Below are 15281 nucleotides of genomic sequence, written 5' to 3'. Positions count from 1 at the left end.
TAGTGGACCAAAAATCTGTTGCTTGATGACAGTCGAGGAAGATACTAACTGGAAGGCATGGGAGACTGATGTAGTCAAAGCCCATTATTTAATTTTTAATGCTTTTATTGTCTAACTGATATAGAAGCGGAATTCCATTTTTGCTATCAGGAATTCTCACTTACCAACATCTTCTCATATTTATTATTCACCCAAAGAAGTAGTACTCCAAAAATTACAGCGACGAGGATCAGGACATTGTTCACAATCCCATCCACTCCAAAAGAAAGCCGAATCAGAATCGTAGAAATAATAAATCCGGAATTTCGAATGGTCCGGTTAAACTGATCCGTAGTGATAAAAGTGAACAAGAGTAGCAGAACATCAGTCAAAATCAAAATCGTAAAGAATTCATCAAAAAAAATATTATTGACATCTTGGATCCCATAATCAGTTTGTTTGAATGAGTAAAGAGTTTCATAGGTCCATTGCCCAAGGCTGAAAATCGCGATACCAAAAACTACAGGTACCAAAATTGACGCGATTAATTTTTTTCCTGTGATAAAAAGTCCCGTTGTTTTCTTATCCATGGTTGCTTTCTTTCGAATTTCTTGCTGCTTCCGATTTAGGATATTGAAAAAGTAAATCAATAAAAAAAGGAAAAATGCCGTAACGATATCATAGGTAAACTGCAAATCGTACTTATCAGTAAACCATTCCTTATCCAAATCCAGATTAGACAAATCCTTGAACAACCTTCTAATCACAATCAGGGTGATGATTTCGTATTGTTTGGTGATGTAGGTAGAGGTCGATTTTGAGATATAAAATACCAGCAGATATACCTCATAAACTAAAATAAAACTGAATGGAGTATAAATAGCCGATATCGGGCTTTTTGAAAGTTTTGAAGTGATGTAATCGGGCAATAATTCAAGCGCTGCTAAACCAATCAGTGCCAAGTGAATGATAAAACTGGCGATGGCAATGTAAATCACGATATGCTCCAACTGTTCCTTTCGCTTTTCGGAAAGGAATAGATCAAAAATTTTATCTAGTGCTGAATTCATTATCGATTAACCAGATAATGCACAAATTGTTAAAGGTTAATCCCTCCCTTCCAACTTGCTATTAGTTTGATAATTTAGAATAACTGGATGAATCGAAATTTTTTAAAATTAATACAAAGCAATAACCCACTTAAAACTATAGCAGATTCCAGTACAAAAGTTTAAGCTTTGGCTTCAAATTGTTTTATTGATTACTCTTAAAAAATTATTTCGATACAGCATTTTTTGACGTGAAAATGAAGTATTAAATTTCAAGTTGCTATTTATTTCAAGTCGAGATTATAAGTATCCTAAGTAGTTTTTTACTAGATTGGAAAAGGGGATTAGTGGGGTTGGATCAAAAAAATGCTAAATACATTCACCTATGAAACCATACCAGTTCGTCCTAATTAGTTGTCTACTCGCTTTTAGTTGCCATGCTCCAACCGAGCATAAGCCACAATTTGAGCATGATATAACCAGCGGGCCCACTCCCTGGACTAGCGACACCTTTGAACTGGAAGAGGAGGATTTCACCTTTGCCATTATTTCCGATCTCACTGGAGGAGAGCGTCCAAATATCTACAGCACAGCGGTAGGCCAGTTAAATCGCTTGGATCCCACATTTGTGCTTAGTGTTGGTGATCTGATTGAAGGAGGTACAGAGGATACCGTACAACTGGAAAAAGAATGGAATTCCTTTGATGGGCGAACTTCAAATCTTAACATGCCTTTTTTTCACCTGGGAGGAAATCATGACCTGACCAATCCTGTCATGCGCAAATTCTGGGAAAATAGATTTGGGCGTCGCTTTTATCATTTTGTGTATGAAAACGTGTTGTTTCTGATGATGGATTCTGAAGATTACGAGGAGCAGCGCATGATTGAAATCTATGAGGCCCGAGCGAAAGCTCTAAAAATTCTGGATGGGGAGATTGAAGGCAATTATCAGGAATCCGACTACTATAAAATGTCCGAGCGCAGCCTCGGTGGAATGAGCAATGATCAGTTTGAATACTACAAGGCTGTTCTGAAAAAGTATCCCAATGTAAAATGGACTTTTGTCTTGATGCACAAACCTCTTTGGATGCATGAGGATGACAAGGGTTTGGCAAGACTGGAAACACTCTTGGCAGATAGACCCTACACGGTATTCAATGGACATTTTCATACCTATTCGCATCGCAAAAGACAAGGTCGGGATTACATTATGCTAGGCACTACCGGAGGTGGACAAAATCCCGCAGACTCTATGGCTTTTGACGAAGTGACCTTGGTGAGAATGGCCAAAGAACCAGTTATCACCACTTTAAAAATGGGAGGAATTTTGGATGAAACGGGCTCGGTGGCGGTGGTTTATGACAGTTTGAATCAGACTAGAAAAAACTTTTAATCCCATATGAAAGAAGCAAAAAACAGACTTTTGACACTTTCAAAAACCCACTGCGCCACCTCAACTATGAAACAGCTTATTCTTTCTATTTTACTAATGTCGCCCATTTTGGCATTTGCTCAAGAAGTTGAATTCGTCTCAAACTCCCGGCTTGTTTTGGGAGGAAGTATAGCCAAGTCAGCTTCTATCAGTGCCGGGGACATTGACCAGGATGGAGACTTTGATATTGTGTTGGCTAATGGAAGACATTGGCCCGAGGTAAATAAGATTTTCTTCAACAATGGAAAAGGAATCTTCACCGTATCCAAATCACTTGATACGATTGAAGAGACAAGCTATGCTGCCGAACTAGCTGACTTTGATGGTGACGGTGATCTCGATGTCGCTGTCGGTAATGACATGGCTCCGAATGGAATTTATTTCAATGATGGGCTTGGAAATTTTCTGAAGATGGGAAGTTTTGGTGATGACTATGCTCCTACCCGAAATATAAAAACAATAGACATCGATTCGGATGGAGATATCGACATTCTGATTACCAATCGAGGCAAAGCGAATGAAATCTGCCTGAATAATGGAAAGGGAGAATTCACCAAAACCCTAAATTTTGGATCAGCAGATGACTCCACGATTGATGTGGATATTGCCGACATGAATCAGGATGGAAAGATGGATTTGATCCTAGCCAACCGAGACGGGCAGCAAAATTTCATCTACCTCAATGATGGGAATTTAAATTTTATAGAAAAAATCCCTTTTGGCACAGGAACAGATGAGACTAGGTCAATTGGCGTAGTAGATATTGACCAAGATGGCTATCTGGACATCATTACTTCTAATATTGAAGAACCAAATGTGATTTACTTTGGAAGCAAGGAACTAGATTTTAGCAGGAAAATAGTTTTTGATCCTACCTCCGGCAATTCCTATTCGCTGGATTTTGGAGACATTGATGGGAATGGCAGTATTGATATCGTGATCGCTAATTCCGAAGAGCCAAATAAGGTTTTTCTAAACTTTGACAATGGAAGTTCTTGGAAAGAAATTACCCTTCGGGATGAAGAATTGGATACCTATGACATCATACTTGTAGATCTCAATAATGATAAAATACTGGATATCGTAGAAAGCAACTCGGATGAGATCAATTACTATTACCTGACTAGAATGAAGAAATAGGGAATATTAGCTAAATACAAATACCCTAAACCCAATTTTTAAAGTTCAAGGATTTGAAAATAATATCCTTCAAAAAAGCGGAAATCAACAAGTTCAAAGTGGATGTCACCGCATAATTCAGAAGTGAGTTCGGCTTTCAAGTAATCCCAAAAACGTTTTCTGAAAACCCGTTTAAATATCATTCATAGATTTAAACATAGAGCGAATAAGTTCTTTTTGATATTCCAAAAGGTGTCGTTAGCTGTTTCCAAAATAAACTATCTCGCTGGAAATAAACACTTTAATTTCTTAACTTACAGTAATGCCTAGCATCTTTCGAGGCTGATTTTTTTCTTGATTCAATTTAAAGCATAGAAATAATGGTGGATCAAACTAACGCGACGGTATGTCACATCGTACTTTGGATCGCACAAGGATTATTGGCAACGATATTTATCACGGCTGGGCTTACAAAAGTTACTCAACCCATGGAGGTACTCATAGAATCAATGCCTTGGGCAGCAGATCTTTCGCCTGGGCTTCTGAAATTCATAGGGATCTCTGAGACTCTAGGCAGTTTGGGTTTAATATTGCCCTCATTGTTTCGAATCAAACCATTTTTAACGGTTTGGGCAGCCATCGGTCTTATAGCAATTATGGTATTGTCGGTTATCTTTCATATTGCGAGAGGCGAGTTTCCATCTTTAGGCTTCAATATCGTGTTAATCAGCATCGCATCCTTTATTGTTTGGGGAAGAGTTAAAATAGCTCCGATTCGCCCTAGGCATAAAACCCGACATAAGCATTAGATTTCCACAGCTTTAAATCGCTTCGGATCTTCGCTTCATTTTATTGCGCTTTAGTCCATCATCACAAATCCTAATTCAGAATCCGGGTTTAAGCTGATTCAATCCAAATGGATGGAATCAGCTAGAAACATCTCTCCAAGCGCCCTGAACCATTTTTAATTAAATCCTATTGATATTTGCTACCGACCTAGCTAAAAGGTGAAACTATGAAAGACGAAAAAATCCTGAATTTTATTGAAGTTGTTTTGGATCATATGCCAGCTGACTGGCTAAACCTAACCACCCATCGACTGGATATTTACGATGAAAAATTGGCTAAAACCCAATTCTTAGAACAGTTTGAACTCCTATTTACGCAATACCAATCAGCTCCGGAAAACCTTGGAGCGGCATTGGCTGCATTGCCTACCTCCTATGACTACATTCGATTAGGCCATCCCTTGTCTTGCGTACTGGAATGGACCATAGCGAAATTAAATCAGCTGAAATCAGAACATGTAATCAGCTTTTCGTCCAAGACAGCTCCTATTTTGGCAATTCTGAGAAAGAATTTATTAGCCAATAAAAACACTAAAATCATTTACACAGGTGAATTACCTGATTTTTTTGATGCGGATCTAGTACGGCGAGTGTACGGGTACCATTTCGAATTAAAGCAAGTGGAAAACTTGGATCAGGTTGTCGAGCAGGATAGCGAGCTAGCCCATGAGTCTACCGTTTTCATTTCACAATCTGAAACTAGTTTCGAGTTCAAACTCTCGCCAAACATTGACTTTTTCATCGCAATACATCCGCAATTGGGAAGTGTGCTTTTGGTAAACGGAGCGCAAAATGAAGGCTACATCTCCGAAATTCAACATGTGCGAAGAAGAGAAACTATCGCAATGACGCCAGCCAATACCCTGATTGCCTTAAAGCAATTACTTGGCAAGGAAAGTCCGCAAAGCAATCAAGATTTAGTGGCAAATAAAGCATCTGTTTTAGCCTCTATCCAAGAAATTACCGGTTCGGACATTAAGGCTGTGGTGGCCTCAAGCGGTCTTTCCATGCAATATGCCATCGTCATGGGACTGGTTCATGAAGCTCTAGACAAGCATCCGGGAAAGGCCATCAAATTGGTAATCCCTCCCAATTGCTACGGCGGAACAAATGACCAAGCGAGACGCGTAGCTGCCTGCATTGATCAGGTGGAAGTAGTGGATTTGCCAGTGGATGGGGGAAATGACATGGTGCGGAGCATTGATATCGTATTGGAACAAATTGCCAAAGCCGATGCTATTCCTTACATCATTGTCGAGATCCCGACCAACCCACGAGTAGAGGTTCCCGATCTTCAAAAATTAAAGGAGGTTTTAAGTCAAGTGCGAACCACCAGCGCTGGAAAACAAGCCATCGATCCGGTATTTATTTTGGATCAAACTTTCTGTCCGAATTTCCATTTTCTAGGGGAGTCGGATATACTTGCTTCGATCAGAACCATCGCCTACGTAAGTGGATCTAAATTTCCAAGTGGTGGAAAGTGCACGGCTGGCTTCTGTGTTTCCAATAAAAAGGCGGAAGCCCTGATGCCCAAAATAGACCTGCATCTCAAACTTTGTGACAACGAAGCCACTCCACTTCAAATGGAAATACTGGCGAAACAACTGCCCTCGATGAATCAACGAATTCAGGATGCTTATCGAAACACTCGTGAATTTGTAAACTTTATCAGCGCAAATTTACCGGGAGCAAAAATCAATTTTGTGTCAGAAGAATTGGCAGCACAGGGATTTACCCCATCCGTATTTTCATTGGATCTTCCGACCAAGGGAAATACAGCCGAAGAACGCGAAGCTTATAAAAGAGCCTTAAACCTTCAACTCATCGAGATGATGATCAAGAAGATTCCAGGTGAGAGCAAGTACTGCGTAAGCTATGGACAGCTCAAGGGCTGCTATTGGACTATCCCTGCCACCTCTACGCAGGGGACGACCAAAGAAGTGGACAAGGATTATATTTTACGAGTAGCACTTTCTCCTGATCTTGATTTGGAGCTGCACAAGAAAGTCTTTTTGGAGTTTGTGAGAACTATTTGACCTACTAAGGCCACAGACACTCCACAGAGGCTTTCGGTTTGTGGAGACACAAACCTGGGCAGAGTCAAAAAATTGGGCTAAATTCAAATACCTAAGGTTTACACCAAAATGAAGCTAAAACACCTCTTTCTTTCTGCCTTCCTCAGCTTTATTACCATTTCATTTTGTGTCGCCCAGGAGGAAATCCTGTACAAAAAGGTCGACTCGACAGATTTATTCTTGGAGGTTTATTATCCAGAGCAAGTAGAAGCTGGTAAAAGTCAAGCAGCGATGGTTTTCTTCTTTGGCGGAGGTTGGGTAGGTGGTGATAAAGTTCAATTTCTCAACCATGCGAAGTATCTTTCGTAATGGGGGATAGTCTGTTTTCTGGTGGATTATAGGATCAAAAACACCCTGATGGAGACAGATAGCTTTTTAACTTCACTCGGCTATCTCAAAGCAGAACCACTTGTAGAAATCAACTAAAATCGAAGATTTTTTTAGGAAGCGATTTGTAAAAAGCTATTCTAGATCTAGTTTAGGGAAAGCGAAAATAAGAGCAAGATTTTAATGTAATCTTTGCAAGATAGCTAATGAAAAAGCATAAGATTAGATAGGTTTGACAATCATAAAATCAGAAATTCTTGGAGAATCCTTTTAAGAATTTAAAAGCGGATTTTTAAATTACCACTTTGATTTAAAGTATCACGAAAACCCAAGATCTGATAGAATTAAGCTTGCTGAAAGCACTTAAAAGGCACTATGGTCGCCCTATTTCATTTAATCGGTTTTTAGAAAAAATTGATTAAGTTTAACCAACAAACAATCTACTCGGACTACAATGGGCAAGGCCTAGCCATTTGATCAAGTTTTGCGCCATCGATAGTAGCAATCCAATAGATTTTAGATTAATAAAAAATAGGAAAAATACATGCAGGGTAATTCAATTTCAGCGGAAATAAATGAAACTGAGATAGTCAAATACTACGAAGACTGCCAGGTGGATTATGAAATCCTGTGGTATTTAGACTCCATGATGTGCATGCATTATGGTTACTGGGATGAAAGTACGCGCACAGCTAAGCATGCACTAAACAACATGAATAAGCAACTGGCGCTATTTGGCAACCTGCAAAAGGGCCAGCGGGTTCTAGATGCTGGATGCGGTGTAGGCGGATCCTCATTTTTTTTGGCTAAAACCTATGGATGCCCTACGGAAGGCATCACGCTGAGCGAAAAGCAAGTGGAGGTTTGCAAAGCCAATTCTAAAAAACTTGGGCTTCAGGAATCCTGTAACTTCAGTAAGCAAAACTATCTGAACACAGCTTTTCCAGACAATAGTTTTGATGTAGTCTGGGGTATGGAAAGTGTATGCTATGCTTGGGACAAAAAGGATTTTTTGAAGGAAGCATATCGTGTGTTAAAGCCTGGCGGCACATTGGTAGTAGCCGATTTTTTCAGCACTCCATATCACCCCAATAGCAAGGATGCCGACTTAATGAAAAAATGGGCAAATACTTGGGCCATTAAGTCCTATGCGGGTATTGAGGAATTCTGGGAAAAAATGGATGGGACAGGTTTTGTTGATATGCAACGAAAAGACGTTACGCCCAATGTTGTCAAAAGTATTTTCCACTTGTACTTTGCTTTTTTCCCCGGTTGGATTATCACAAACATATCGCAGCTATTGGGTTTAAGAAATAAAACTCAAACTGCAAATACCTGGAGCACCTATTACCAATACAAAGCCTACAAGAAGAAACTGTGGCGCTACTATTTCTATACAGCAACCAAACCAATGTGAAATGAGTAATTACACGGCTGACAAATTTTCGGATGAGGAATTCGAAACTTGGCGATACAAAATGGATGATAGGGCTGATGCAGTAGCAAAAGTACTTATTGACTCCCATCATCATTACCATATCTATCGGGCATTAAGTAAGATAAATACATTTCAAGACCCGATTAATGTCAGTATTTTTCATAATCCTGCAAAGCCCGGCGAACCCGCCATAGTTTATTCAGAAGAAGACATAGCAGAGCATTCTCGACTGGCTACCATCCTCAACGATTATTTCAATGACCTAAGTTTGATGCCTTCACCGCAGGAACAACAGGTAATAATTAAAGGCGGGCAAATATTCAACGATTCTCCTTCTGAATGTATCATTGCGCTGGCAGTACGGTCCCTGCTTAAGCAGTATGCCGCATTTAAAGCTACCAATGTCTTGATAGCTACCCAATTGCTCACAGAATTTCCGCATCGCCGCATTTTAGAAACTATGCAATTTGTGGTAGATGTTATGGATGTGAATGGGTTTAAACCCACCGGCAGGGCTGTGCGATCCATCCAAAAATTGCGATTGGTGCATGCTCTAATTCGCGCTAGGATATTGGCAAAACAGGAAAATCCTGATCGACAAGATCTACATATTTCACTGACATGGAACAACGAATGGGGCCTACCCATCAACCAGCAGGATATGATATTTGCCGTGCATACTTTTAGCGTGGAAGTGTTGGACGGATTGCTGGCTGCAAAAGAAAAGGTATCGCAGAAAACAATTGAAGACTATTATCTGGCATGGCATTATATAGGAAGAGCTTTAGGGGTACAGGCTCCCATTAATCCCACAACCTATGCGCAGGGAAAAGCATTGCAGGTAAGAATTTATAGCAAACAGTTTATAAAGGGAAATCCCCATGGGGAAGCACTCGCAAAGCCTCTATTGGAATTTATGCGACAGGCATTGCCTTTTCAACCCAACGACCGGGATCTTTTTGCTATAATCAAAATGTATAACGACGAAAAAGATCACGAACCAATATTCAAGGAAATATTGGGCTTGGACCTTAATAATGCCAGCATATTTTTCGGCTTGTTGATGCGCACAATAGATTCATTCTGGCATAAATTAGTTGAGTTTTTGCAGCGCCTATTGCCGATTGGAAAAGAAGAATTTGACAAAATGCTTGCCATGAAAAACCATGCCATGATGCAGCGACTCATACAAATGAAAGCCACCTGGACATCTACCTCTTTTCAAATTGCGGAAGGATTTGGACAAGAAGCGGCAAAGGAAGATGATATGAGCATCAATAGAAACAAGGAAACTAAATAGTTACGGTGCTATTCCTATGAAGTTAAAAGAAACATTAATCTGGAAAAATGAACAATCGCTAATCTACCGACAGCCCACCCCTAACGGCAGTGTCATTAGAAAAGTAATGCGGCCCGGTGCGGCGGATCCAGAGGCGGTATTCAGACTTCGTAATGAATTTGCTTTTTCCAGCGATACTTCCTTAGAGGGTATTCGGCATGCCCTACGCATGGAAAACTATGATCAAAACCTTTCCATTGTTTTTGAAGATATTGAAGGCGTATCCCTATTGGAAGAATTTGTCAATAAGCGCCAGCCCCTGGAGAAAGTGCTCCAGTTATTCATAGACTTATCCAGTATTTTGGGTGGATTGCATAACAAAGGCATAATTCACAAGGACATAAATCCCACCAATCTACTATGGTACAAAAAAAAGGCAAAGCCAATTATTATAGATTTTGGAATTGCTACCCGAATAGATTTTTTAGCCAGCAATCTGGGTAATCCTGACAGAATAAAAGGTACCCTCGCTTATATCTCTCCCGAACAAACCGGAAGAGTGAATAGAAGAGTGGACAACCGAAGTGACCTGTATTCGCTTGGTGTAACCCTCTACCAGGTGCTTACCGGCAAACTTCCATTTGAAAGTAATGACTCACTGGAGTTAGTACATTTTCATATTGCCAAATCAATTCCATTGGTGCATCGCTTAAATCCTGAACTTCCAGAAGTATTGTCTTTCATTGTTGAAAAACTGATGGCAAAAAATGCTGACGATCGTTATCAGACAGCGTATGGATTACAGGCAGATTTAGAGAAGTGTTTGCTACAATGGAACAAAAGCAGAACCATTACCTCTTTCCCTCCAGGGCAGGAGGATTTTTCGGGAAAATTCAAATTACCTCAGCGTCTCTATGGCCGCGATGCAGAAATAAAAATGTTGCTTACCTCATTCGACAGGGTAAGCCATGGAAGCGCCGAATTGTTTTTGGTGACGGGCTACTCGGGCGTGGGTAAATCATCGCTGGTTAGTGAATTATATAAGCCAATAACTGCACAGCGTGGCAATTTTATCTCCGGCAAATTTGACCAGTACCAAAAAAACATTCCTTTCTTAGCCATCTCACAGGCTTTCGATGGACTTTGCAATATGTTGCTTACCGAAGATGCTGATATTGTGGCAGTATGGGAAGCGGCGATTCGAGGGGCCGTAGGAGAAAATGGCGCCGTATTGGTGGATATTATTCCTGCCCTAGAAAAAATAATCGGTAAGCAACCTCCTGTACCTAAGCTGGACAGCCAGGAAGCTCTTAACAGATTCAATCTGGTATTTTTGAATTTTGTGCATTCTTTATGCTCCGCCAATCATCCTTTGGTGTTGTTTCTCGACGATTTGCAATGGGCCGATTCCGGTAGCCTCAATTTGATTAAGCTTTTGGTAACCGATGTGCAAAACCAATACTTATTGGTATTGGGGGCCTACCGAAACAACGAAATTCTACCTGGTCATCCGCTTACCACAATGCTCAATGATCTGGAGAATGAAAAAGCAGTAGTACATGGCATTTCACTTTCATCCTTAAAGGAAGAAGATGTAAAACAAATCATAGCCAACTCTCTCGACACCAAAAATGGTGATCTGAATGAACTGACAGCAATTGTTTATTCCAAAACGAAAGGTAATGCATTTTTTACACTGGAATTTTTAAAAGCTTTGCATCAGCAACAGCTAATAAAATATGATTTTGGCGGGAAGAAATGGCAGGTAGATATCCAGGCCATTCACGGAAAAGATGTTTCAGAAAATGTAGTGGATCTACTGGTGAAATCCCTGAAAGAGCTTCCTGCAGACACAATTCGAACATTAACTACGGCATCCTGCATAGGCGGAATATTCGATATGGATATATTGGCTCGCTTGCTGGGTAGTCCCGGAAAGGTAATCATTGAAAGCCTATGGCCAGCTTTGAAAGATGAACTGATTAACCCCACCAACGACAAGTTTCAGTTTATTAATGTGTTGGACCCTTCCGAATACAAGGGGCAGGATGTACAATTTAGCTTTGCCCACGATAGGATACAGCAGGCAGCCTATTACTTGGTAGACCCCCTTGAGGCGGAAAAAACTCACCTCCAAATTGGAAGGTACTTAATGGCTCGTGATGGGGCCAGCGATGATATCAATTTTTCGCTGGTAGTGCATTATAACGGTGGACTTCAGCACGTTACCGACAAAGCTGAACGTATTTCGATAGCCAAACTCAATCTGCGTGCTGCTATACAGGCTCGGGATAGCAGTGCCTATGCTTCTGCTCATTCATTTGCCGAAATAGCCCTCGGCATCTTTTCAGAGGATTTATGGAAAAGTGAATATGCTTTTGCTTTTAAACTGCATACCGTGGCAGCGGATATTGCCTACCTGTTGGGAGATTTCAATACCTCAGAGGAATTACTGGATATTGCTTTAAAAAGCGCTCAGTCTTCATCCGATAAAGCAGAAGTTTATTTTTTGTTGATGCAAAGCCAAAGTAACAGTACCCGTTACTATGAGGCTATCGAATCAGCAAGGCAGGGCTTGAAATTGTTGGACTTTGAATTTCCGGCAAAAGATGACTGCCCACCACAAATTCCGGTAGAAATGGGAAAAGCGATTACCTGGTTTGCAACGAATGGGGTTGACAAGGTATTTGAGCAACCCGTTATGACAGACCAGCGAATCCTATCAGCCATCAAAATTTTGGATAACCTCTCGCCTCCCACCTATGTGACAGGCGAGGTTAATATGTGGATTTTGCATGTTTTGTTTAAGGTGAATCTAACACTTGAGCATGGACTTTCACCGCAGGGGGGCTATGCATTCAGCGAATTGGGCCTGATATTTTTTATCCTTAATAATTATGAGTATGCCTATCCTGCGGCTAAGATGAGTATGCGCATTGTAGAAAAATTTGCTGTCGAGAGTCCGCGGCATCTCAGCCGCGCAGGTCACTTGTTCACCAATTATAATACACCTTGGGTAAAGCATATAAGCGAAACTTTTAAACTCAATTCCGAATATTATCAGCGAAGTCTCGAATCAGGCGAGTTGATTTTTGCCGGTTATACCAGTTTTCATCCATTTTATTCGGCTTATTATCACGGCAAGGATCCCTTGCATATGTTGTTGCAAAAGTTGCCCGATGCCAAGGCCTACACCGGTAAGATAAAACATGACCTGGCCCATGACTCGTTACGGGCAATGGACCTGTGTATTGCCAATCTGATGGGTAATACCTCCGGTGATGACGATTTTGATATCGAGAATGATAGCGAATCGAAACTTATTACTTATTGTCAGGAGGTAAAAGATGGTTATGGCATGACCATGTTTTACTTGCTGAAAGCTCACACGCATTATTTGCATGGCAATATGCAAAAAGCTAAAGAGGCACTTAATGTGGTGGAGGGCCTTACGGCTGTGTTATCGGGAAATGCGCCTACCAGTAGTTTCTTTAACATGCTGCAATCCTTAACTGCACTGGATGACATGCATAACGGACGTGGCGACAGGTCTGCTTTGGAAGCAAAAGTGGAAGCCAATCAAAAGCAAATGGCTATTTGGGCAGAACATAATGAAGCCAATTTTCAACATAAATATTTGCTGGTAGAAGCCGAACGAAAGCGAGTTACAAACGAGTTCAGTCGCGAAGCTTTGGAACTCTATGGAAAGGCTGCAAAAAGTGCAGAACTCAATGAATTCAACCGCGAATTGGCAATCATTCATTTGCGGAATGCAGACTACTGGTTGGCACTCGAGCAACCGATTTATGCGCAACCCCATATGCAGAAAGCCCTGTACCTGTTGCAATCTCTCGATTATAAGCGCATGGTAAAAAAGCTGGAAAAAGCTCATCCAGAATTAATCAGCGCTATTGGATTACAAGGCTTAGGCGCTGCGCAAAAATCTACGATGTCGGGTACCTTTGACAGTACCCTCGACTTGAACTACCTCGACCTTAACAGTGTGATAAAAGCTTCCAATGCACTCTCGGAAGAAATTGTAATGGGTAGCTTTATAGATAGGATGCTGCATATTGTAATTGAAAATGCCGGTGCACAGCGAGCCTTACTGGTATTGCCAAGGCGCAATGGTTGGGAAATTGCTGCAGAATTAAACCTGAACGATCAAGAGGCAAAACTTATTCAGGATGGGGACCTAGGCAAAGTCCGCGATATACAAAGAGGGATAATTAACTATGTGTTGCGTACCACTACAGAAATTGTGAGTTCTACCGAAACTTCCAAACAACTGTTCGATCGCGATGAAGGTAAAGCAAAGTTGCGACCTGCCAGTTTTTTTTGCATCCCCATTCAATACAAGGGCAGTACTAAGGCCATTTTGTACGCTGAACATTTAGAAACAATTGATGCTTTTACGCCCCAACGGTTATCGCTTATTAAAGTACTTTCTAGCCAGATGGCTGTTTCGCTTGAGAATGCCCGGCTGTACCAGAATCAAACGGAATTGAATATTGCCTATCAGCGATTTGTACCCCACGATTTTATTCGGATGCTGGGACATGATAGTATTTTGGATGTGCGCCTCGGAGATTCTACCGATGCAGAAATTACGATTTTGTTTTGCGATATACGTTCATATACCACCCTATCCGAATACCTGTCTCCTGCCGAATGTTTTGCTTTAATCAACTCTTACCTTTCTTATGTAGGCCCCATTATTGAAAGCAACAATGGGTTCATCAACCATTATTTAGGTGATGGATTTATTGCGCTGTTTAAAAATGGCGCTAAAGATGCCCTCAATGCTGCAGAACAGATAATTGCCCAAATGAGTAAGTTTAACAAACTACGATCGAAGAAAGACTTACAAGCTGTCAACCTCGGTATCGGCATCCATACCGGTAAGGTAATGATGGGTATTATTGGAGATGCAGAAAGACATGATGCCAATGTGCTCTCGGATGCAGTAAATATCGCTTCAAGATTAGAAGGACTCACCAAAGTGTATGGTTCGCAAATAATAATCAGTGATGTAATTCGAAAAGACATACTTAAAGACAATGCTTTTCATACGAGGTTTCTGGGCAGAGTAAGACTTAAAGGAAAAGAAGAAAATATCAATGTTTACGAGGTATTCAATCAGGATCAGGAATCCGTACTTCAGGCAAAATTAGAAACTGCTGCTGAGTATGATGAAGCACTGATTGCCTATTTCAATAAAGATTTTAGTACTGCAATTGGATTATTCAGCGGAGTATTGAAAATTAATAAGCATGATATGGTTACAGGTATGTACCTACAAAAAGCAGCACAATATCTAGCCAACGGTGTACCTGAGAACTGGAATGGAGTTGAGCAAATGACAGATAAATAAAAATATCAAAATCTAGTTTCGCCTGCGCTTTACAGGCAGAGAAGTAAAAAAAACCGCCTTCAGTTTTTTTTATTTTTTTGGTACAAATGTTTCGAACAATTTCATTTCACAAATAACTGATGCTATCGCCCAGAAATTTAGGCAATCCAAAGACAATAGTCTTTTTGGAATTTGTGCGCAGGCTTTGACCAAAAAACCACAGAGATTTTGAAATCAGAAGGCTGAAGTGAGAAATCTCAAAAGTGTACTTCCCTAAATAGCGTTGACCGTTTGGTTCAACATTTATTTAATTCCATCGGGCAATTATGAGCCAGAGGTTCTTCTCTTGGGTAAACTTCCAAGGGGCTCGATGCCTCTTGGA

At 40.7% G+C, this 15281-nt stretch carries 9 protein-coding genes; 8 read left to right on the top strand and 1 reads right to left on the bottom strand.

Annotated elements, in window-relative coordinates; translation table 11 throughout:
• Window positions 1–146: 146 nt before the first annotated feature.
• The gene (locus tag P8O16_RS04015) at window positions 147–1049 is read right to left on the bottom strand and encodes a hypothetical protein (protein WP_300311110.1); all 903 of its coding nucleotides are present in this window, start codon (window positions 1047–1049) and stop codon (window positions 147–149) included.
• A 364-nt stretch (window positions 1050–1413) separates the two neighbouring features.
• Here P8O16_RS04015 and P8O16_RS04010 point away from each other — a divergent pair, with 364 nt between their 5' ends.
• The 8 genes from P8O16_RS04010 to P8O16_RS03975 all read left to right on the top strand — a co-directional run bounded on the left by P8O16_RS04010 (window position 1414) and on the right by P8O16_RS03975 (window position 14920).
• Complete coding sequence (locus P8O16_RS04010; protein ID WP_300311108.1) at window positions 1414–2421, top strand: metallophosphoesterase; 1008 nt, start codon at window positions 1414–1416, stop codon at window positions 2419–2421.
• Window positions 2422–2427: 6 nt separating this feature from the next.
• Window positions 2428–3600 (top strand): VCBS repeat-containing protein, encoded by a 1173-nt coding sequence (locus tag P8O16_RS04005; protein WP_300311106.1) that lies wholly within the window; start codon window positions 2428–2430, stop codon window positions 3598–3600.
• 359 nt (window positions 3601–3959) lie between these two features.
• Entirely contained in the window at window positions 3960–4388 is a 429-nt protein-coding gene (locus P8O16_RS04000) for a DoxX family protein (RefSeq protein WP_300311103.1), read from the top strand.
• Between the two features lie 206 nt (window positions 4389–4594).
• A complete protein-coding gene (locus P8O16_RS03995) occupies window positions 4595–6463 on the top strand; it encodes a PLP-dependent transferase (protein WP_300311101.1) in 1869 nt (622 codons plus the stop codon).
• 108 nt (window positions 6464–6571) lie between these two features.
• Window positions 6572–6811, top strand: a complete 240-nt coding sequence (locus P8O16_RS03990; protein ID WP_300311100.1) for a hypothetical protein — start codon at window positions 6572–6574, stop codon at window positions 6809–6811.
• Window positions 6812–7373: 562 nt separating this feature from the next.
• Window positions 7374–8246 (top strand): methyltransferase domain-containing protein, encoded by an 873-nt coding sequence (locus P8O16_RS03985; protein ID WP_300311098.1) that lies wholly within the window; start codon window positions 7374–7376, stop codon window positions 8244–8246.
• 1 nt (window position 8247) lies between these two features.
• Window positions 8248–9567 (top strand): oxygenase MpaB family protein, encoded by a 1320-nt coding sequence (locus P8O16_RS03980; protein WP_300311096.1) that lies wholly within the window; start codon window positions 8248–8250, stop codon window positions 9565–9567.
• A gap of 16 nt (window positions 9568–9583) precedes the next feature.
• Entirely contained in the window at window positions 9584–14920 is a 5337-nt protein-coding gene (locus P8O16_RS03975) for an AAA family ATPase (RefSeq protein ID WP_300311094.1), read from the top strand.
• Window positions 14921–15281 lie beyond the last annotated feature (361 nt).

Source organism: Algoriphagus sp. (assembly GCF_029254265.1).
Lineage (GTDB): Bacteria > Bacteroidota > Bacteroidia > Cytophagales > Cyclobacteriaceae > Algoriphagus.
This window is presented reverse-complemented; position numbering and strand designations above follow the sequence as displayed.

Coding starts and splice junctions, on each gene's coding strand:
- P8O16_RS04015 (WP_300311110.1), bottom strand. CDS start 1,049: ATGAATTCAGCACTAGATAAAATTTTTGATCTATTCCTTTCCGAAAAG.
- P8O16_RS04010 (WP_300311108.1), top strand. CDS start 1,414: ATGAAACCATACCAGTTCGTCCTAATTAGTTGTCTACTCGCTTTTAGT.
- P8O16_RS04005 (WP_300311106.1), top strand. CDS start 2,428: ATGAAAGAAGCAAAAAACAGACTTTTGACACTTTCAAAAACCCACTGC.
- P8O16_RS04000 (WP_300311103.1), top strand. CDS start 3,960: ATGGTGGATCAAACTAACGCGACGGTATGTCACATCGTACTTTGGATC.
- P8O16_RS03995 (WP_300311101.1), top strand. CDS start 4,595: ATGAAAGACGAAAAAATCCTGAATTTTATTGAAGTTGTTTTGGATCAT.
- P8O16_RS03990 (WP_300311100.1), top strand. CDS start 6,572: ATGAAGCTAAAACACCTCTTTCTTTCTGCCTTCCTCAGCTTTATTACC.
- P8O16_RS03985 (WP_300311098.1), top strand. CDS start 7,374: ATGCAGGGTAATTCAATTTCAGCGGAAATAAATGAAACTGAGATAGTC.
- P8O16_RS03980 (WP_300311096.1), top strand. CDS start 8,248: ATGAGTAATTACACGGCTGACAAATTTTCGGATGAGGAATTCGAAACT.
- P8O16_RS03975 (WP_300311094.1), top strand. CDS start 9,584: ATGAAGTTAAAAGAAACATTAATCTGGAAAAATGAACAATCGCTAATC.